Origin of the sequence: Thermocrispum agreste DSM 44070 (assembly GCF_000427905.1) — a bacterium.
GTDB lineage: Bacteria > Actinomycetota > Actinomycetes > Mycobacteriales > Pseudonocardiaceae > Thermocrispum > Thermocrispum agreste.
Genome location: NZ_ATYX01000005.1, coordinates 88,405 through 106,905, shown reverse-complemented (window position 1 = coordinate 106,905; position 18,501 = coordinate 88,405). Strand labels below are relative to the sequence as shown.

The window sequence follows — 18,501 nt, the reverse complement described above, 5'->3', positions numbered from 1 at the left end:
GTTCGCCCGCTGAGACGAAGGCCCTGCGACGAGGCCTGGTCAGCGGGCGAGAAGCGTCATGCCTCCGGGTGGTCGGCGTCCCCGGGCGCGGCCTGCGTGCCGAGCACGAAGCTGGCCTGGCCTTGCTCGTCGACGGTGGCGTCGAGCACCTTGTCGTCGAGCATCATCGCGGCCTGCGGGTCCAAGAAGACCCGGGCCCCCGAGCTGTCCACCAGCTGGTCGTCCGCCTCAGGCGCTGCCGCGATCTCGACGTGCAGCCCCGGAGCAGGCGCGTCCGGGTGCGACGAAATGCGCAGGCCTGCGCCTTCCTCGCCCACCGCGCTGGTGAGGTTGTTGACCACGGCGACGGCGGTCGGCGTGAGTACGAGCATGTGTTCCTCCTGCTTCGGTTTCGTGGAGTCCGCCAGGGTAGCCGGGGCCGGGCGGGTTCGCTCGTTCTGTGACGAGGCGGGTGTCATCCGGACACCTGCCCGGCGGTCTCCGACACCGGATGCCCAGGACGCGCACAGCTGAAACGTGGCGACGGCAGCCGTCGGGGCCGGACGTCGGGGTGATACTCGAAGTGCCACCACTCGTTGTCGTACATCCGGTACAGACCGTGTTTGCCGCCGTGCCGGTCCAGCCAGTGAGCTCCGGCCGGTGGCCGGACGTCGACGGCGATGCCGCGGACGTGCGCGGACTCGTCCGGCGGGAGGACGCGGGTGCGGGCGGCCCACGCCGAGCCGGTCCGGTGGACCTCGCGCCGGAACAGCAGGCGTTGCTGGTCCAGGTCCCGGTATCCGGAGGTCACGCCGATCAGGACGCCGTGCCGCCACAACGCCTCACTACGCGCCGCCTCCAGCGCCTGCCTGGTCCGCGGCGTCAGGCCGTGCAGGGACTCGGTGGGGAACCGCAGCGCCAGCGCCCAGTTCGCCGCCACCCGCAACGGGTGGCCGGGGCTGCGCAGCGCGGCGACCGGCACCAGGAGCACGGCCAGGGCGTAGGTGAGCACCGCGAACAGTCGTTGCCGGGCAATGGAGCGAGCGGCCAGAACGTGTGATTCGGTCATGGTGCCCACGCTCGGCCACCGATGTCCGGTCGCTGCGTCCGTCGAGTGATCACGCCGCATCGGATGTGTCATCATTCGGCACGTTGGCCCGACATTCCGCCCAAATCAGACGTATTGCCGTGAACGGCGAGGCGGTCGCGGCAGTGTCGTGCGGTGAGGAGTCGTGCGGTGAGGAGTCGTGCGGTGAGGACGCCTGCAGGAGCGGTTCCCGGCCGGTGCGCAGTTGTGACAAGACGATGACATTCCTCGCACCGAACACGGACATCGCGCAGCGAAGATCGAGATGTGCTGACCGAAACCGCAACTGCCGTGACCACACCGTTGAAGCAGCCGCTGTCCCGGCCGAGCTGGTGGGGTGTCATGTGCGGGGCGATCGGCTGCGCGGTGGGGGTGGCGCTGATCTGCGTGGCGTTCGTGCGCACTCCTCTGGGGCAACACGTGGACGACGCGCTGATGCCCGAAGCGGCGCGTGGCGGCTATTACGCGGGAACGTCGGATGCCTACCAGGCAGCCAGGAGTGTCCTTCGCCTGGTGGGCAATCCCGTGCACATCGCGATCTTCGTCGCCGTTCTGGTGGTCGCGGGCCTGCTGGCCCGCCGGGTCGTCGTGGCGGTGGCGGGAGTGGGAGTGCTGTTCGGGTCGATCGGGGCCGCGCGGGTGCTGAAGGCGGAGATCGTCCGGCCGGACTTCGACGTGATCGGCACGTCCGCTCACAACAGCTTCCCCAGCGGGCACGTGGCAGCCGCGGCGGGAATGGTGTTCGCGGTGGCGTTGCTGATCCGTGCGGGGCACCGTCGGTGGATGCTGCTGCCCGGGGTGATCGTGTGCGCGGTGGTCACCGCGGCGACGATGGTGGCGGGATGGCACCGGCTGTCCGACGGCCTCGGGGCCGTTCTGGTGGCGGGCACGCTGTACTTCGTGGCGGTTGCCGTCGATCGGGTGATCAACCAGGACCTGGCTGACCTGCGATAGTGGGGGCCATGTCGCGCGTACTGCTGATCGAGGACGACGAGGCCGTACGAGACGGGTTGACCCTGGCGCTGGAGCGGCAGGGTCACAGCGTGGACGCGTTCGACAACGGTGAGCAAGCGCTGGCCCGTCTTGGCGCGGTGCAGCCGGAAGTCGTCGTGCTCGACTTGATGCTGCCCGGCATGGATGGCTTCGAGGTGTGCCGCCGCATTCGCGCCGACGGCAACCTGCCGATCATCATGCTGACCGCCCGCAACGACGACATGGACGTCGTGGCGGGCCTGGAGGCGGGGGCGGACGACTACGTGGTCAAACCGGTCCAGCCACGCGTGCTGGAGGCCCGGATCAGGGCCGTGCTGCGCCGGGCGGTGAGCGAGCCGAAGCAGCCGCAGGGGGTGGAGGTGCACGGCGCGCTGACCATCGACCGGGTCGGCCTGGAGGTGAGCAAGAACGGCACGCCGATCGCGCTGGCGCCGACCGAGCTGCGGCTGCTGCTGGAGCTGTCCCGGGTCCCTCGGCGAGTGCTGAGCAGGCAGCAGCTGCTGGAATCCGTCTGGCAGCACGACTACCTGGGCGACTCCCGGCTGGTCGACGCGTGCGTGCAACGGCTGCGTGCCAAGATCGAGGACGACCCGGCCAAACCCGTCTACGTGCAGACCGTGCGTGGCTTCGGGTATCGCTTCGGACCTGTGTGACCACAGTGGATCGCGCACCCCAGCCGGATCCGGCCCGGCCACCGGGCCGGATGGGCCTGCGCACGCGTCTGTTGCTGGCGTTCGCCGCGTTGGCCGTTGTGACCACGACGATCACGGCCGGGGTGCTGTACTGGCGGGCCCGGTCGGCCGTCCTGCAGGCCACCCAGGACGCCGCAGCGACCGCGCTGACCGACCGGGTCAAGACGCTGCTGCCGCTGTCGTCGGTGCCGCCCCGCCGCGCCGACCTGGAGGAGCTGGTCGAGGGGCTGAGCGATCGCGGGTCCGGGGCGGTCGTGCTGTTCCGCGGCCAGCAGGCGTCGTCCGGAATGCACCCGCAGTCGCTGCCCGCCGAGCTGCGGTCGGCGGTGCGCTCCGGGCGCGTGGTGTGGCAGCGGGTGATGTGGGGGGACACCCCGACGCTGCTGGTCGGAACCGAGCTCCGGATCGGAACCGGGATGGGGGACAGCGTGCCGAGCGGGCTCGAGGTCTACCTGGCGCGGGATCTGCTGGCCGAACGGGATTCGATCGAGGAGCTCACCTGGTGGGCGGGGGCGGTCGGCGCCGGGTCGCTCGGGCTGGCAGCGGCACTGGCCTGGGTGGCGGCCAGGGGGGTGCTGCGCCCGGTGCGTGAGCTCAGGCACGCTGCCCGGCGTCTCGGCGAAGGCGACCTGAGTGCCCGCGTCACCGTGCGCGGCGCCGACGAACTGGCCGAGGTGGGACGCACCTTCAACGCCACCGCCCAGGTGCTGGAGCACCAGGTCAACGAGCTGCGCCGGATGGAGGCCGACGCCCGGCGGTTCGTCGCCGACGTCTCGCACGAGCTGCGGACCCCGCTGGCCGCGATGACCGCGGTGACCGACGTGCTGGACGAGGAAGCCGGCGACCTGCCCGGAGACGCCGGGCGGGCCGCCCGGCTGGTCAGCAGCGAAACGGCCAACCTCACCCGCCTGGTCAACGACCTGATCGAGGTGACTCGCTTCGATTCCGGGTCGGCGGCGTTGGCGCTGGACGATGTGGACGTCGCCGCCATCATCCGGGCGTGCTTGCGCTCGCGCGGGTGGCTGGACCAGGTCGAAGCCGACCTTCCCGAGGGCATCACCGCGCGGCTGGACCCTCGACGGCTGGATGTCATCGTGGCCAACCTGGTCGGGAATGCGCTGCGGCACGGCGAGCCTCCGGTGACGGTCCGGCTGACCGCCGACGAGGCGTGGGTGATGGTGGACGTCGAGGACAGCGGTCCCGGCATGGACGACGCCGTCCTGCCGCACGTGTTCGACCGGTTCTTCAAAGCCGACACCGCCCGCAGCCGATCCCAAGGCAGCGGGCTGGGCCTGGCGATCGCCTGGGAGAACGCCCGCCTGCACCGGAAAGGCGACCGGGTCGGCACGTTGACGGCGGCCAACCGGCCTGGCGGGGGCGCGGTGTTCACGCTGGCGCTGCCCCGCTACGGCGAGGGAACGGGGGAGAAGCGGTGAAGCGGGCCGTTGTCGGCTGCGTGCTGCTGTTGGTGACCGCGTGCGGGGTACGGCCCAGCGGGGTGATCGCCGGGGGTGCCGCGCCGGAGGGCCCGATCCTGGCGCCGGTGGTGTTCTTTCTGGTCGGCGACTCGCTGGCGCCCGCCGTCCGGCGCTCGGAGGGCGTCGATTCCCTGCTCGGTTGGCTCACGGCCGGGCCCACGATGCGGGAACGCCAGGAAGGGCTGCGCAGTGAAGTGCCGTCCGGTGTCACGCTGCGCGAGGAGGTGCGGGACGGCCGGCGGGTGATCACCGCATCGGTCGATCCGCGCACTCTGTCGCCGCTGGCGCTCGAGCAGATCGTGTGCACCGTGGCGTTCGCCGTCGACGGCGCCGGGCCGGTGATCATCGCCGGCGAGTCCGTCACCTTGCCGCCGCGCTGGTGCGGCGACCAGCGCTCCCGGCCCGCGGAGGAACTCCCCACGGGCCGGGTGGCGCCACGATGACGTCGGCCGGCGCGGTTGGTGCCGGCCGAGGACGGCTCATCGCCCGAAGACCTCGATCAGCGTCTGGACGTGCTGCGGCTCGACCGCCTTCAACATCGTCACGCCGAGGTCGCTGTAGGTGCGCAGCGGGCTGACGTAGTGCTTGCCGTCGACCTCGACGGTGACCACGCCGAGGCTCTTGGTGTAGAGGTTCTGCACGATCTGTGCCACCGCATCGCTCGCCTGCGGCGGCATGCCCTCCAGCTCGGCGCGGATCATCCGGCCGAGGTCGTCGGCGCACATGCCCTGCTGCCTGCCGTTCTGGATCACGGTGTAGCAGTCGCCGTCCTTGACCAGACCCACCTGCTGCGGGCCGCTGCCGGTCTGCACGGTGATCTCGAGTTTCCGCAGCGTCAGCCGGGTGCCGCCGGTGACCTCCTCTTCGTCGGTCTCCAGCGTGGTCACGTCGAACGGCAACGGAGCCTGCCCGGGCGGGCCCGCCTCCTCGACCAGCAGCTGGCCGACGTCGTGCAGCACCGCCATCTCGTCCGGCGGCAGGATCTCGATGACCTTCTGCACGTCCTTGGTGCGGATCGCGTCGATCAGCTTCATCAGGGCGGCGTTCGGCGAGTCGGCGCCGACGGCCGGAATGGGGTTGGCCGGCCACTCCTTGCCCGCGTCCTGCACCGCGTAGTAGGCAGCGGTGTAGAACAGGCTCGGGTACCACTTGCCGTCGACGTTGACCGTCGCGATGTAGAGCGGTTGGCTCCTCCGCTTGACCGCTTCGCCGATGTCGACCGTCTGGTCGATGTTTTCCTTGGCCAGCTCGGCCCGAGCGGCCGGGGTGATGACGGCGTCCTTGAACGACTTGGCCAGCGGGACATCGTCGAAGTTGCTGCTCACCCGCAGCGTGCCGTCGACCAGCGCGGCCATCGTCAGACGATCGTTGATCTTCTTGGCCCGGCTGTCGTCGAACACCAGCTCCTCGGTCTCCTCGATGGTGACGCCGGAGACGTCCTCCGGGTCGGCGCTGGAGTCGAGCACCTGGATCCGCTTCAGCTCGTTGACGTAGTCGGTGACCATGTCGGACAGCACCGCGGCCTCGGCGGGCGCGAGCGAGTCCATCATCCCGACGACGTCACCCTGCTGCATCGCGGCGAGCATGGTGTGGGCCGCCTCGCCCGGCGAATCCGCGCCGGAGTCGCCACCGCTGAGCGACAGGGCGATCCAGGTCGCCACGCCACCCAGCACGGCGACCAGCGCCACGACCAGCCCGATGATCAGGCCGCGCTTGCTCTTGCGCTGCTGCGGGCCCTGAGGTCCGCCCGGCTGCCCGCCGGGTGGCACCTGCTGGTACTGGCCCTGCCCCTGGTACTGCTGCTGGGGGAACTGTGCGGTGGGCTGGTACTGCCCGCCCTGCGGGGGCTGGCCGCCCGCCTGCCACTGCTGCTGGGGCTGCTGCCACTGCTGCTGAGGCTGCCAGTTCTGCCCTGGTGGTGTCGGCTGGCCCGGCCCTGACTGCTGCTGCCACTGGGGATTGTTGGCCGGGTCGTTCGGGTTCCCCTGTCCTGGATACGTCATCCGGAGGTCCTCTCCTCGAGCCGCGGGCTGCCCGGGGCTGGTAATGTGCTCGGGATCAAGCGATGCCGGACGGGCGGCCTCCCCGCCGTCCGAGCAGCGCTCCGACGGAGCCGGCGAGGGCGACCGCCGCACCGATGCAGGTGGTCAGCGGGCCGGTGCCGACGACGGCGACGGCACCGGAACCGCCTGACCCTAGGACGTATGTCGCCAGAGCGACGGTTCCCGCTAGCAGGGAGACGATTATCGCCGATGCGGCGGCCGACCGGAGCAAGCCGAGGGTGAACAGGCCGACGCAGATCACACAGACGAGTGGAATCGCCACCCAGCACGCGAACATCACGTCGAGTATCGGGTACGCCCGCGAGCCGAGTCGTTCCGCAATGCCCGCGATTTCGAAGCTGGAGCGCACCACCAGGCCCGAGCGCACCCACGGCAGGAAACCGCCGATACCGACCGCGAGCAGGCCCGCGATCGCGACGATCGCGCTGACCAGCGCTGCCGGCGGATATCTCGACGTCAACACGGCTGGTACTGACCTCCCATGAAGGCGACGGCGGACCCGGGACCCGCAACGACAGTAGCCGGACCGCGGCCCGCCGTACCGGGGCACGCCGTGCCTGCCGACGGTGCCCGTCGTGTCCCTGCCGATGACGTGCTGTGACGAATGTGCTCGGTCGTCCGCGCGTGACAAGTGGTGCCAATGGGCCGGATGTGGCACAGTCAGCCTACTGAGGCAGGCGGTACACGCGGGTGGAGGGCCGTGTACCGCCGACGGGAGGTGGAGACCGTGACCACGCAGTCGTCCACGCACGCTCGGGGGCGTAGGTGGCTCGCCGCACTGGCGGTGGGGGTCGTGCTGGCCGCCGGTCATCCGGCGGTGGGGCAGGCCGTGCCGCCACCTCCGCCGAATCCCAGCGACGAGGAGCTGAAGAGCAGCCGCTGGCAGGCGCGCAAACGGGCCGGTGAGGTCGGTGAGCTGACCAACCGGCTGGCGTGGGCGACGGCGCGACTGAACCGGCTGCGGGACGAGGTCGCGCGGAAGCAGGAACTGGCCAACAAGGCCAGGGTCGACGCGCAGCGGGCCAAGGAGAAGGCGGCGGAGGCCAAGCGGGAGGCGAAGAACGCGCGCAACGCGTCCCGTGCGGCGGCCAGGAAGCTCGCCATGGCCGAGCAGGCCAAGGACGAGTTCGTCGCGGGCAGCTACCGCCAGGGCAGCACCATCGGCGGGCTGTCGGCCTACCTCTCCTCGGACAATCCGGGGGAGGTGCTGGCGCGCGCCCAGGTGCTCTCTGCGGTCAGCGCCAGCCAGCTGGACGCCATCGAGAAGCTGAAGAAGGCCCGCATCGCCAAGGCGAATGCGGATGCCGCGGCGCGCAAGGCGCTGCAGGTGGCCGAGCAGCGGAAAGCCGAGGCCGAGGAAGCCGAACGTGCCGCGCAGGCGGCCTTCACCGAGGCCGTCGAGGCCCGCAAGTCGCAGTACTCCCGCACCGCCGAGCTGCAGGCGGAAAAGCAGCGGGTGGCCACATTGCTGTGGCGCGCCCAGCAGAAGGTCCGCGGGCTGGAGAACCAGCGGCAGCGCTACGAGGAGTGGCTGGCAGCCAAGCGCCGCGAGGAACAGTTGAAGGCGCGGCAGGCGGCGCTCAACGCTGCGGGCAATGGCGGCGGTGCGGCCCCGTCCGGCTCGTCGAAGTCGTCGAACGCCCTCATCGAGGAGGTCGTCGCCAGGGCGATGTCGCAAATCGGCGTGCCGTACGCATGGGGCGGTGGCAATGCCAACGGGCCGACCTACGGCATCCGCGACGGCGGCATCGCGGACGCCTACGGCGACTACAAGAAGATCGGGTTCGACTGCTCGGGCCTGATGATCTACGCGTTCGCCAAGGTGAAGCCGCTGCCGCACTACAGCGGCTACCAGTACCACGCGGGCAGGCAGGTGCCGCTGTCCCAGGCCCGGCGCGGCGACATGCTGTTCTGGGGCAGGAACGGCATCCACCACGTGGCGCTGTACCTGGGCAACGGGCAGATGATCGAAGCGCCGCAGTCGGGCATGCACGTCAGGGTCACTTCGGTGCGCTACGACGACATCCTCCCGTACGCGACGCGGTTGATCGAGTAGCCCGGCCCGGCGCGGCCGGCCGGGCACGGATACTGGGGGCATGGCTGACCGGCCGCTGCACGCGGTGATCCTGGCCGGTGGCGCAGCGAGGCGCATGTCCGGCACGGACAAGCTCATGCTGCAGGTGGGCGGTAGGACGTTGCTGGAACACGTCGTCGCGTCGGTGCGAGCGGCGGCGGAGATCGTGGTGGTCGGCCCTCAGCGCCCCGCTGTGCCGGACGTGCGCTGGACCAGCGAGGAACCCGCAGGCGGCGGTCCGGTCGCCGGGTTGGCCGCCGGGCTCGCCGCGCTTCCCCGGCTGGCGGGCGCGCACGTCGCCGTGCTGGCCGCTGACCTGCCCGGGCTCCGCGCCGACACGATCGAGCGGTTGCGGGCGGCGCTGGACGCGAACGAACACGCCGACGGAGCGGTATTGGTCGACGAGAGCGGCCGGCGGCAGTGGCTGACCGGCGTGTGGCACGGGTCCGCCCTGCTGGCGGCGGTGCCCGGCGACCCGGCCGGGCGCTCGGTGCGGGCCACGCTCGGGCCATTGCGGGTGGTGGACGTGGCGGCGCGGGCCGGCGAAGCGGCCGATGTCGACACGCCGGACGACCTGATCCGGCTCCGGCGCCGGTGATGTGCTTTCACAGCGGTCACACCGGTGATCGCGCACCCTGGACGATGCAGCGGTGGACAAGGAGGCAGTAGTGATCGATCCCGGCCAGTCGTCCGACGAGCGGCAGCCGACCCCCGCGCTGGACGCCGAGCAGCTCGAGCGCACGGTGTTCGAGGTCAAGCGGGTCATCGTCGGCCAGGACCGGCTGGTGGAACGCATGCTGGTCGGCCTGCTGGCCAAGGGGCACCTGCTGCTGGAGGGCGTGCCGGGCGTGGCCAAGACGCTGGCGGTGGAGACGTTCGCGCGGGTGGTCGGCGGCTCGTTCTCCCGCGTGCAGTTCACCCCGGACCTGGTACCCGCCGACATCCTGGGCACCCGCATCTACCGTCAGGGCGAGGAGAAGTTCGACGTCGAGCTCGGCCCGGTGGTGGCCAACTTCGTGCTGGCCGACGAGATCAACCGCGCGCCGGCCAAGGTGCAGTCGGCGCTGCTGGAAGTGATGGCGGAGCGGCACGTGTCGATCGGGGGCAAGACGTTTCCGATGCCGGACCCGTTCCTGGTGCTGGCCACGCAGAACCCGATCGAGAACGAAGGCGTCTACCCGTTGCCGGAAGCGCAGCGGGACCGGTTCCTGTTCAAGATCGTGGTGGACTACCCGACGGCGGAAGAGGAACGCGAGATCATCTACCGGATGGGGGTGGAGCCGCCCACTCCGGCGCAGGTGCTCACCCCGGCGGAGCTGGTGCGCCTGCAGGGCGTGGCCTCCCGGGTGTTCGTGCACCATGCGCTCGTCGACTACACCGTGCGGTTGGTGATGGCCACCAGGACGCCTGCCGAGCACGGGCTGTCCGACTTGGCGGGCTGGGTGTCCTACGGTGCGTCGCCCCGGGCGAGCCTGGGCATCATCGCCGCCGCGCGGGCGCTGGCCCTGGTGCGCGGGCGCGACTACGTGCTCCCGCAGGACGTGGTCGACGTGGCTCCGGACGTGCTGCGGCACCGGCTGGTGCTGTCCTACGACGCGTTGGCTGACGGCGTGCCGCTGGACCACATCATCACGCGCGTGCTGCAGACGGTTCCGCTTCCCCAGGTGTCCGCACGGCCGCACGGCAACGGCGGGGCGAATGGCCCCGGGCAGCCGTTGCCCAGTCCCGCGGGACGGTAACGCGTCGTGGCTCGGCGAGGAGAGCATCCGTGGGCCCCGCCGGTGCTGCAGGGCGACCGGCTGGAGGCGGGGCTGCGCATGCTCGAGCTGGAGGTCAGGCGGCGCCTCGACGGGCTGTTGCAGGGCAACCACCTCGGCCTGGTGCCCGGCCCTGGTTCGGAACCGGGGGAGGCGCGGCCGTATCAGCCGGGTGACGACGTGCGCCGGATGGACTGGGCGGTGACCGCGCGCACGACCGTTCCGCACATCAGGGACACGGTGGCCGACCGGGAGCTGGAGACGTGGGTGGTCGCCGACCTGTCGGCCAGCCTGGATTTCGGGTCCGCGGTCTGCGAGAAGCGGGACTTGGTGGTGTGCGCCGTCGCGGCCATCGCGCACCTGACCGGGGGCGGTGGCAACCGGATCGGGGCGCTCATCGCCAACGGGGAGACGACCAAGCGCATCCCGGCGCGCGGTGGTTCGGCGCACGCCCGCGGCCTGGTCAAGGCGGTGGCCCAGACCCCGCGCGCCCCGGAGGGCACCAGAGGGGATCTGGCGAAGGCGATCGACCAGCTGCGCAGGCCGCCCCGCAGGCGTGGGCTGGCCGTGGTGATCTCCGACTTCCTGGGGGATCTGAGCTGGCAACGTCCGCTGCGGGCGCTGTCGCAGCGGCACGACCTGATCGGTGTGGAGATCGTCGACCCGCGGGACGTGGATCTGCCGGAAGTGGGCACCGTCGTGCTGTCCGATCCGGAGACGGGCAAGCAGCGGGAGGTGCACGCGTCCGCCCTGTTGCGCCGGGAGTTCGCGGCGGCGGCGCAGGAGCACCGGGACAAGGTCGCCAGTGGCTTGCGGCGAGCGGGTGCGGCGCATCTGGTGCTGCGCACCGACTCGGATTGGATCGCCGACGTGGTGCGGTTCGTCGTGGCACGCAAGAGACGCTGGTCAGGAGCGGTCCGATGAGCTTGTCCGACTTTTCCTCGCCAGGCTGGTTCCTGCTGCTCGTGGTGGTGGCAGCGCTCGTCGTGGGCTATGTGCTGGTGCAACGCAGGCGTCGCAAGCGGACCTTGCGGTTCGCCAACCTGGAGCTGCTGGAGAAGGCGGGCGCGAAGTCGCAAGGGCCGATCCGGCATCTGCCCGCCGCGCTGCTCACCGTGTCGCTGATCCTGTTGATCACCGCGATGGCAGGGCCGACCGCCGATCAGAAGGTCCCGCGCAACCGGGCGACGGTCATGCTGGTGATCGACGTGTCGCTGTCCATGGAAGCCGACGACGTCAAACCGACCCGGCTGGCCGCCGCCCAGGAGTCGGCGATCTCGTTCGTGCGCAACATGACACCCGGCATCAACCTCGGCTTGATCTCGTTCGCCGGCACGCCGAGCCTGCTGGTTCCTCCCACCACGGACCGGGAGAGCGCGGTCCGGGCGATCAAGAACCTCAAGCTGGCCGAGTCCACCGCGACCGGGGAGGGCATCTTCGCCGCGCTGGACGCGATCGAGGGGTTCTCCGCGGTCACCGGCGGGGCGTCCGGGCCGCCTCCTGCCCGGATCGTGCTGATGGCCGACGGCAAGCAGACCGTGCCGACGACGGACATGGACGACCCGCGCGGCGCCTACACCGCGGCGCGGGAGGCGAAGAAGGCGAACGTGCCGATCTCCACCATCTCGTTCGGGACCGAGCACGGCACGGTCGACATCGGCGGCCGCACCTTCGACGTCGAGGTGGACGACGAGGCGATGCGGCGGATCGCGGAGATCTCCGGCGGTCAGTTCTACAAGGCGGCGACCGGGGAGGAGCTCAAACGGGTCTACGCGGACCTGGGCGAGCAGATCGGCTACGAGATCAAGAAGGCGGATGCCAGCAGGCCGTGGTTGATGCTCGGCACGCTGCTGTTGATCGGGGCCGCGGGCTCGTCGCTGCTGATCGGCCAGCGCCTGCCGTAGGTGCCCGGCGGGCGGGTGGCCGCTGCTGTTGGTGGCGGACGGCGCCGTTGCCACCGTCGTGCCGGATGCCCCTGATCGAGCGCACGGACTGCGTGCAGCAGCGTGCCGTCAGGCAGAGCGCTGAACGGTCTCGTGCTCCTCGATGCGTACGAGGCCGGCATCGGGCACGCGGTACCCGACCCCGCGCACGGTGTCGATCAACTCCAGGTCGTCGCCGAGCTTGCGGCGCAACCGCCGGACGTGCACGTCGATGGTGCGAGAGCGATACGGTGCGGAGAGCTTCCACACCGCTGCCATGAGCGCGTCCCGGTCGTGCACCCGGCCGGGATTGCGGCAGAGGAAGAGCAGCAGGTCGTATTCCAGCCGCGTCAGCGGCACCTCCTGGCCGTCTCGCAGAACCCGGCGCTCGGCGGCGATGATGCGCACGCGTGGCTCGAGCTTGAGCCGCGTGGGCGGAGCGAACGAGGCCTCGGCGCCACCGGTGCCCCGGTCGCGCACGGTCAGCCTGGCGTTGCCCAGGGCCGCCACAGAGCGAATGGCCTGGGCGATCTGAGCCCCGACCAGGTCCGCGCGATCGGCGTCGATCGTCACCTGGACGACGACGGTCAGCGTGGCATTTGTGCTGCTCACACTCTGACACTGGCAGTGATCACCACAAGTGGAAAGATTTTCCATAATATGGAAACAGCTGGCAGGGCAGCTGGCGTTTACGACGCGGCAAATGTGTCGCAGAGATACCAGCCGTGTTGCCGGCGTGGACCCGGAGCTCTTCCATGCAGTGGTCGATTCCGCTCGCACCTGCCGGAACTGTCGGCCCACGGGCCACGAACGGCAAACGATCCGGTCGCGCACGTCGACGTGAGCAGGCGGGGTAGAACACCCGCGGGTGATGCGACGGGCGTAGTCGGCGCGCGACGAACAACTCCGGTGGCGGCGCTGCCACCGCGCCTACCCGAGCCATTGGAACAGCTCGAGGAGGGGTGTCTCCGTTCGAACGGGGCTGCGGGCACGGTCGATGAGAACGGCCGCCCGACCACGCGGTGTCTCCGTTCGAACGGGGCGGCGGTACCCGCGTGAACCACTCCGGCGGGCGGGTGCGGCCCGTCCGCGGGCGCAGCTGTGCCAGGATTGACCCGTGCCTGATCAGCGCCATCGCACCGGAGCCCAAGCCATCGAGCGCGCCATAGGCGTGCTTCGCTGCTTCGAGACGGCGACCGACCTGGGCATCACCGAGATCGCCCGCAAGCTGGGGCTCAGTATCAGCACGGCCCACCGGGTGACCAAGGCCCTGACCGAGGGCGGCCTGCTGGCCCAGGATCCGAAGACCGAGCGGTACCAGCTGGGGCCGACCCTGGTGGTGCTGGGCGACAAGGCGGCGCGGGGCCTGGGATACGAAGCGGCGTTGCCGTCGCTGCGGGCGCTGTCCACGGACACCGGGGAGTCGGTGAACCTGGGGATCCGTGCGGGCACGGACGTGCACGTGGTGCTGGACGTCGCCTCGCCGCAGCCGCTGCGGTTCTCCCAGCAGCCGGGGACCAGGGTTCCGCTGCACACGTCGGCGATGGGCAAGTGCCTGCTGGCGTTCGCCGGGGACATCGAGGCGGAGATCGCCGGGCTGGGTGAGCTGGCGCCGGTCACCGAGAAGACGATCACGGACCCGGAAACGCTGGCGGAGGAGCTGCGCCGGGTGCGCGATCGCGGGTGGGCGCTCAACGACGAGGAGCGGCATGCCGGGGTGCGCACCGTGGCCGTTCCGGTCATGGGATCAGACGGCCGGGTGGTGGCCGCCATCGCGGTGCAGGGCCCGACGGTCCGGATCACCGAGGACAAGATCAGCGCACTGGCCGAGCGGTTGCAGAGCGCTGCCGAGGAAGTCGGTCCGCTGCTGGTCGCCGCGCGGTAGCGTCGTCCGCCACCGACACCTGGGCCCGGACGATTCCCGGGACGGACTCGGCCACGACACGGGCGATATGCCGGTCGATGGGATCGTCGAGCACGTCGGTGATGGTTGCGACCCCGTTGTGCACCGCCACCGTCCAGCGGCCACGGCCGCCGTAGCGCTCCAGCCGGCGGCGGATTTCCTGCCGTGCCGCGGTCTGGTCGACGTCGACGGTCCGGACGAGGTCGCGGCGGGTGATCACGCCGACCACCCGGGAGTTCTGTACGACCGGCAGGCACCGGACGCCGCGGTCGAGCATGGTGGTCACCAGATCGGCCAGATCGGTGTCCACCTCGGCGGCGACCGTGGCCGGGGACATCATGTCGGCGACCAGCCGGTCGTCCTGCCGAGCCGACTCGCTGGCCACAGCGGTCAGGCCGGCCACGGAGACCACGCCCACCAGCAGATCACCGCTGCCGACGACGGGCACCAGGGGAAACCCGGACTCGGCCGCGAGATGAGCGGCGGTACCGACCGGGGTGTCCCGGTGCACCGTCACTGCCGGGCTGGTCATGATGTCTCGTGCCCGCATGCCGCGCTCCCGAGTGCTGCCGACGCTGGACTCCGAAACGTGCTGCCGACGCTGGACTCCGAAACGACGATGCCGATCGGAGCTCGACAGCGCTGGGGTCTTTGGTCCTCGCCGACGCCGACGGTGGTCACCGGTGGGCGTGGTGCGTGATCGTGGCTACCGGTCGCGGTCGGTCATGTCCCGCGCGGCTTCCTTGATCTTGCTCGCCGCGTCCTTCACGGCGTCCTTCGCCTTGGCGACACCGTGCTGGGTGCGGCCCTCGTTCTTCAGGTCGTCGTCGGTGGCTTTGCCGACGCCTTCCTTGGCTTTGCCCGCGACCTTGTCGATCTTGTCTCCGGCGGCCATCGTTCGTCCTTTCGTTGGATGGCATCGGCTACCCGGGATCGGCACGGCCGACACTTGCCCACCCGTGCGGCAGCGGCGCGGACCCGGGCCCAGGTCGCTCACGGGATGGCCCGTCCCGCCGGTCAGAGCTCTTCCAACGTGATGATCCCGTCCTGGATGGCGCGCACGACCAGTGCGGCCTTGGTCGGTGCGGGACGGCCGACGTTGGCGTACTTCACCCGCACGCGATCCAGGTAGGTGCCCACGGTGTTGGGGGTGATGCCGATGCGCCGGGCGACCGCCTGCTTCGACTCGCACTGGAACCACTCGATGAGCACTTCCTGCTCCCGGGCGGACAGCTGGGGCCGGTGCGACTTGGTGTCCGCGGCGAACGCTCCGGCCAGGGCCGGCGCGATGTACGGCCGGTCGTGTGCGGCGGCGATGGTGGCGTCCACCAGGTGCTGCTGTCCTTCCGCCTTGGTCAGGAAGGTGAACGCGCCCAGCTCCAGGCAGGTGAGCGCCACCTGCTCGTCCTCGCGCATGGTGTAGACGATGACCCGCCGTCCGGCGTCGGCCAGCCTGCGCAGATCGCCGTAGCACTCCGGATGCTCCGGGGCCAGCAGCAGATCGAGCACCACGACGTCGGCGTCCCGCCCCGGCGGGAGCCAGGCGGTCTGTGCGGTGCTGCCGGACGCCACGACGCGGATCGGCGGATCACTGGCGGCGTACCAGGCCTGAATGCCTGCGGCCACGGCCGGATGGTCGTCGATCACGGCGACAGTGATCTCTCGGCCGATCTCCCGGCCGCGGTCTCGGTCCGGGCCGTTCGGCCCGGTGCCTCCGGTGTCTCCGGTGGGGCCGTGGTCGATGTCCGTGCCGGTGGTCGAGCCGGTGTCGGCGGCCATGTCGCCTGGACCCACAGGGCACCTCCTTCGGTGTCGGTGCTGATGTCGACGTCCGGGTGCGACGGCGGCGGGCCCGCGGTGTGCACCGCGTCGTCGCAGTAACTGCTCAACCGGACGTGCGTTCCGGTGCGCAACACGGTGATGCGCGCGGAGGTCCGTGCGGTGAGCACGCCGTTGAGCACAGCTTGGATCAAGGTTCTGCGCACGTCCCGTGGGATGGCCAGCGGCTTGCCGCGCACCGCCAGGTGCACGGTCAGGCCGCGTCGCTCCGCCACGTCGATCGCTGCGCGAAGTTCGTGGATCAACGTGTCGTCTGCCGCGTCCCGCTCGGCGAACAACACCCGCATGCGGGCCGCCTCGATCGCGCACCGGGTGCGCGTTTCCTCGGAGTTCGGATCCAGCGTGCCGTCGGCGAGCCCGGTCAGCAGCGGAACCGCCTCCCGGCTGAGCTCGGCGTAGCGGCGGGTGTGGTCGGCATGGGTGTGCGCGGCGACGGCGGCCTCGCGCCGCATCGCCTCGTCGCGTTCGGCCAGCTGCGCGGCCTCGGTGGCGGAGCGCCGGATCAGCACCAGCGCGGCGGCGACGGCGAACTGGAACCCGGTCACGCCGACCGGGACGAGCCCGACGGCGGCCAGATCCTGCGCGCTGCCACCGTGTACTGCGACCAGGGCCATCAGCCACCCGGCGTGCGCGGCGAGCACGACACCGATGACCGGCAGGGGGAGGTCGAGCAGCAGCACGATCACGAACCAGCCGACCAGCCCGACGTACCAGTGGGTGCCGAGCAGAACCGGATCGTCCGGCACCGCAGGCGTGATCACGACACTCGCCGCGCCGATGGCCACCAGCCCCAGCCGCCGCAGCGGCCCGGCGATCGGTCGGCCGGTGACCATCGACACCGACAACCCGGCACCGACGACGGCGAGCAACGCCCAGGCGGCGAACCCGCCCATCCCGCCGTCGGCGATCTGCTTGACACACGCCACGACGAGCTCGGTGAGCACCACGCACAGCAGACCGGCGCGATACCCGTCGAACATCCGCTCCTTGATGAACCTGGCCAGGTTGTTCGGTGGCCGCGCGGGAGCGTCCGACCCGGCGGCGTCGACCTCCCAGCGGATCGTCGTGCCTCGGCCGGGCGCCGACCGCACCGTGGCGGTCGCCCCGGCCATCGCGCAGCGGCCTTGAATCGAATCGGCGATCCCGCGATGCCGGGCGGGAAGCTGCGCGGGGTCGAACCCGCGGCCGTTGTCGACCAGCTCCACCCAGACGGTGTCACCCGTCCGGCCTGCGCGCAGCCGCGCGACATCGGTTCCGGCGTGCTGCGCGACGTTGACCACGGCTTCCCGCACCCCGTACAGGATGGCCGAGGCGGCGCGGGCGGAGGTGGGCAACGGGCCGGAGATGCCGGCCGCGAGCCGGACGCGATGGTCGAATTCCGCCTCGTGCAACATGTCCGCGAGATCGACCACGCCGGTGATCTCGGTGCGGCGGCGCAGCGCGTCCAGATCGCGTCGGGCGCGCGCAGGCAGCCACGAGGCGTCCGACTGGGCAGCGCCGGTCGAGACCATCATGAGCGTGGTGCACGCCGTGTCGTGCAGGGTGGCCAGCGCCTCGCGTTCGGCGAGGCGGCGCGCGGTGGCGACGGCGGCCTGCCGTTGCTGTTCGGCGATTCGCTCGTGCGCGTGGTCCACGGCTCGAGCGGTGGCCCGGAGCACCACGAACACCACGCGTGCCAGCGCCGTGTGGATGGTCAGCAGAGCGGTGAGGCCAAGCGCCTCCGGCAGCGGGCCCACGGCCACGGTTCCGGCGGCGTACCCGCCGATCGCGGCGAACGAGACCGCCCACGCGGCACGGGCGCTGCGAGGCCAGTCGTAGTGGGCGACGACGGCGCAGAGGAACGCCACACGCGCGCCCCAGCTGATCACGGTCGGTGGGCCGAGCCAGAAGGCACTGAGGCCGACCAGGGCGGCCAGCGCCACGTCGCCGCAGAGAGCGATCGCGTCCGGCAGGCCGCGCAAGCGGAGCAGCAGCCACACCACCAGGCTGGAGCCGATGACGGCGATGGCGGTACGAGCGCTGCCCGTCGTCGCCACCACGCCCAGCACCGTGCACAGACCGACGGTGACGAGCTTGGCCAGCAGCCCGAACCGGACCGCGACGGCGAACAGGCGGCTCTCGCTCGATCCCGGTGACCGGATGTCACCGACCAGCGCTCGCCACATCAGTCCCTCCGACCGCGGACCGCCCGATTCGGGCACAGTACCGCGCCCAGTGGCAGCCGCGCTGGTTCCGAGTCGGATCCGCCAGGCCATAGGGTGGTCTGGCCGCTGAGGTGAACCGCGTGCGCCGGAGCATGCGTGTCCCGGAGCGGCACCCGACCGACCGCGAGGAGTGATCGTGCCCGACAAGCTCACGGTGGACCTGCACCCGTTCTTCCGCAACGAACGGGACATCGACCGAGCGGTGCGTCAGCTGGTGTTCCGCGCCGCCCAGAGCAAGGTGCCGGTCGCCGAGATCATCGTCGGCAAGGGCAAGGGCCAGCTGCGGCATCGGGTGCTGCGGATGCTCGACGCCAAGCACATGCGCAACCTCTACCGTTCGGTGGAGGTCGACCCGAAGAACTCCGGGCGCATCCTGGTGCATTTCTGATCGGTGCCGGGCGCGCAGGTCGAGGCGACCGTGGCCGCTCATCGGCCCCTCCCGGTGCGGTGCCGCCGGGTACTCCCCGTGACCGCGACGTAGCGACCCCGGACGTCAGCCATGCTCCGCCG

At 71.0% G+C, this 18,501-nt stretch carries 20 protein-coding genes; 11 read left to right on the top strand and 9 right to left on the bottom strand.

Going from position 1 to position 18,501, the window contains the following annotated elements; translation table 11 throughout:
• Positions 1-56 precede the first annotated feature (56 nt).
• Both YWY_RS0100500 and YWY_RS19450 read right to left on the bottom strand, forming a co-directional pair.
• Positions 57-371 carry a hypothetical protein gene (locus YWY_RS0100500; RefSeq protein ID WP_028846018.1) on the bottom strand — a complete coding sequence of 105 codons (315 nt, stop codon included), beginning with the start codon at positions 369-371 and terminating at the stop codon, positions 57-59.
• Between the two features lie 83 nt (positions 372-454).
• Positions 455-1,048, bottom strand: coding sequence for a D-alanyl-D-alanine carboxypeptidase family protein (locus tag YWY_RS19450; RefSeq protein WP_051309511.1), 594 nt, complete (start codon positions 1,046-1,048; stop codon positions 455-457).
• A 309-nt stretch (positions 1,049-1,357) separates the two neighbouring features.
• On the opposite strand from YWY_RS19450, the gene YWY_RS0100490 reads away from it, so the two are divergent.
• The 4 genes from YWY_RS0100490 to YWY_RS19445 are packed head-to-tail and all read left to right on the top strand — an operon-like array spanning position 1,358 to position 4,672.
• A complete protein-coding gene (locus YWY_RS0100490; RefSeq protein WP_156899034.1) occupies positions 1,358-2,020 on the top strand; it encodes a phosphatase PAP2 family protein in 663 nt (220 codons plus the stop codon).
• Between the two features lie 8 nt (positions 2,021-2,028).
• On the top strand, positions 2,029-2,712 hold the full coding sequence (locus tag YWY_RS0100485) for a response regulator transcription factor (RefSeq protein WP_028846016.1): 684 nt from the start codon (positions 2,029-2,031) through the stop codon (positions 2,710-2,712).
• A gap of 50 nt (positions 2,713-2,762) precedes the next feature.
• On the top strand, positions 2,763-4,187 hold the full coding sequence (locus YWY_RS0100480) for a sensor histidine kinase (protein ID WP_028846015.1): 1,425 nt from the start codon (positions 2,763-2,765) through the stop codon (positions 4,185-4,187).
• Positions 4,184-4,672 (top strand): GerMN domain-containing protein, encoded by a 489-nt coding sequence (locus tag YWY_RS19445; protein WP_051309413.1) that lies wholly within the window; start codon positions 4,184-4,186, stop codon positions 4,670-4,672. Before YWY_RS0100480 ends, YWY_RS19445 begins: the two co-directional genes overlap by 4 nt.
• 36 nt (positions 4,673-4,708) lie before the next feature.
• Here the strand turns inward: YWY_RS19445 and YWY_RS19440 are convergent, their stop codons facing one another.
• Both YWY_RS19440 and YWY_RS0100465 read right to left on the bottom strand, forming a co-directional pair.
• A complete protein-coding gene (locus YWY_RS19440) occupies positions 4,709-6,232 on the bottom strand; it encodes a hypothetical protein (RefSeq protein WP_051309410.1) in 1,524 nt (507 codons plus the stop codon).
• A gap of 55 nt (positions 6,233-6,287) precedes the next feature.
• Positions 6,288-6,755, bottom strand: a complete 468-nt coding sequence (locus tag YWY_RS0100465) for a hypothetical protein (protein ID WP_051309408.1) — start codon at positions 6,753-6,755, stop codon at positions 6,288-6,290.
• A gap of 255 nt (positions 6,756-7,010) precedes the next feature.
• Between YWY_RS0100465 and YWY_RS0100460 the strand changes: the two genes are divergently transcribed.
• The 5 genes from YWY_RS0100460 to YWY_RS0100440 are packed head-to-tail and all read left to right on the top strand — an operon-like array spanning position 7,011 to position 12,027.
• A complete protein-coding gene (locus tag YWY_RS0100460; RefSeq protein ID WP_425426097.1) occupies positions 7,011-8,348 on the top strand; it encodes an NlpC/P60 family protein in 1,338 nt (445 codons plus the stop codon).
• Between the two features lie 40 nt (positions 8,349-8,388).
• Entirely contained in the window at positions 8,389-8,964 is a 576-nt protein-coding gene (gene mobA / locus YWY_RS0100455) for a molybdenum cofactor guanylyltransferase (RefSeq protein WP_028846012.1), read from the top strand.
• A 52-nt stretch (positions 8,965-9,016) separates the two neighbouring features.
• A complete protein-coding gene (locus tag YWY_RS0100450) occupies positions 9,017-10,105 on the top strand; it encodes an AAA family ATPase (RefSeq protein WP_425426095.1) in 1,089 nt (362 codons plus the stop codon).
• A gap of 6 nt (positions 10,106-10,111) precedes the next feature.
• Complete coding sequence (locus tag YWY_RS0100445; protein WP_028846010.1) at positions 10,112-11,047, top strand: DUF58 domain-containing protein; 936 nt, start codon at positions 10,112-10,114, stop codon at positions 11,045-11,047.
• Positions 11,044-12,027, top strand: a complete 984-nt coding sequence (locus tag YWY_RS0100440; RefSeq protein WP_028846009.1) for a VWA domain-containing protein — start codon at positions 11,044-11,046, stop codon at positions 12,025-12,027. The genes YWY_RS0100445 and YWY_RS0100440 overlap by 4 nt, the downstream gene beginning before the upstream one ends.
• Before the next feature lie 108 nt (positions 12,028-12,135).
• Here the strand turns inward: YWY_RS0100440 and YWY_RS19435 are convergent, their stop codons facing one another.
• Positions 12,136-12,657: a winged helix-turn-helix domain-containing protein gene (locus YWY_RS19435; RefSeq protein WP_245566506.1), complete on the bottom strand. Its 522-nt coding sequence runs from the start codon at positions 12,655-12,657 to the stop codon at positions 12,136-12,138.
• A 505-nt stretch (positions 12,658-13,162) separates the two neighbouring features.
• Between YWY_RS19435 and YWY_RS19430 the strand changes: the two genes are divergently transcribed.
• Complete coding sequence (locus tag YWY_RS19430; protein WP_028846008.1) at positions 13,163-13,930, top strand: IclR family transcriptional regulator; 768 nt, start codon at positions 13,163-13,165, stop codon at positions 13,928-13,930.
• Here YWY_RS19430 and YWY_RS19425 read toward each other — a convergent pair.
• From YWY_RS19425 to YWY_RS24480, 4 genes are all read right to left on the bottom strand, one after another.
• Positions 13,860-14,498 (bottom strand): CBS domain-containing protein, encoded by a 639-nt coding sequence (locus YWY_RS19425; protein ID WP_051309402.1) that lies wholly within the window; start codon positions 14,496-14,498, stop codon positions 13,860-13,862. The genes YWY_RS19430 and YWY_RS19425 overlap by 71 nt on opposite strands.
• Before the next feature lie 156 nt (positions 14,499-14,654).
• Positions 14,655-14,843: a CsbD family protein gene (locus YWY_RS0100420; RefSeq protein WP_028846007.1), complete on the bottom strand. Its 189-nt coding sequence runs from the start codon at positions 14,841-14,843 to the stop codon at positions 14,655-14,657.
• 122 nt (positions 14,844-14,965) lie between these two features.
• On the bottom strand, positions 14,966-15,574 hold the full coding sequence (locus tag YWY_RS0100415) for a LuxR C-terminal-related transcriptional regulator (RefSeq protein ID WP_245566505.1): 609 nt from the start codon (positions 15,572-15,574) through the stop codon (positions 14,966-14,968).
• A gap of 17 nt (positions 15,575-15,591) precedes the next feature.
• On the bottom strand, positions 15,592-17,952 hold the full coding sequence (locus YWY_RS24480; protein ID WP_028846005.1) for a sensor histidine kinase: 2,361 nt from the start codon (positions 17,950-17,952) through the stop codon (positions 15,592-15,594).
• A 175-nt stretch (positions 17,953-18,127) separates the two neighbouring features.
• Between YWY_RS24480 and YWY_RS0100405 the strand changes: the two genes are divergently transcribed.
• On the top strand, positions 18,128-18,379 hold the full coding sequence (locus tag YWY_RS0100405; protein ID WP_028846004.1) for a Smr/MutS family protein: 252 nt from the start codon (positions 18,128-18,130) through the stop codon (positions 18,377-18,379).
• Positions 18,380-18,501 lie beyond the last annotated feature (122 nt).

Excerpts from the sequence above, each read along its gene's own strand:
- YWY_RS0100440 (WP_028846009.1), top strand. The coding sequence starts at position 11,044 with ATGAGCTTGTCCGACTTTTCCTCGCCAGGCTGGTTCCTGCTGCTCGTG.
- YWY_RS19425 (WP_051309402.1), bottom strand. The coding sequence starts at position 14,498 with ATGCGGGCACGAGACATCATGACCAGCCCGGCAGTGACGGTGCACCGG.
- mobA (WP_028846012.1), top strand. The coding sequence starts at position 8,389 with ATGGCTGACCGGCCGCTGCACGCGGTGATCCTGGCCGGTGGCGCAGCG.
- YWY_RS0100500 (WP_028846018.1), bottom strand. The coding sequence starts at position 371 with ATGCTCGTACTCACGCCGACCGCCGTCGCCGTGGTCAACAACCTCACC.
- YWY_RS24480 (WP_028846005.1), bottom strand. The coding sequence starts at position 17,952 with ATGTGGCGAGCGCTGGTCGGTGACATCCGGTCACCGGGATCGAGCGAG.
- YWY_RS19450 (WP_051309511.1), bottom strand. The coding sequence starts at position 1,048 with ATGACCGAATCACACGTTCTGGCCGCTCGCTCCATTGCCCGGCAACGA.
- YWY_RS0100480 (WP_028846015.1), top strand. The coding sequence starts at position 2,763 with ATGGGCCTGCGCACGCGTCTGTTGCTGGCGTTCGCCGCGTTGGCCGTT.
- YWY_RS0100420 (WP_028846007.1), bottom strand. The coding sequence starts at position 14,843 with ATGGCCGCCGGAGACAAGATCGACAAGGTCGCGGGCAAAGCCAAGGAA.
- YWY_RS0100485 (WP_028846016.1), top strand. The coding sequence starts at position 2,029 with ATGTCGCGCGTACTGCTGATCGAGGACGACGAGGCCGTACGAGACGGG.
- YWY_RS19440 (WP_051309410.1), bottom strand. The coding sequence starts at position 6,232 with ATGACGTATCCAGGACAGGGGAACCCGAACGACCCGGCCAACAATCCC.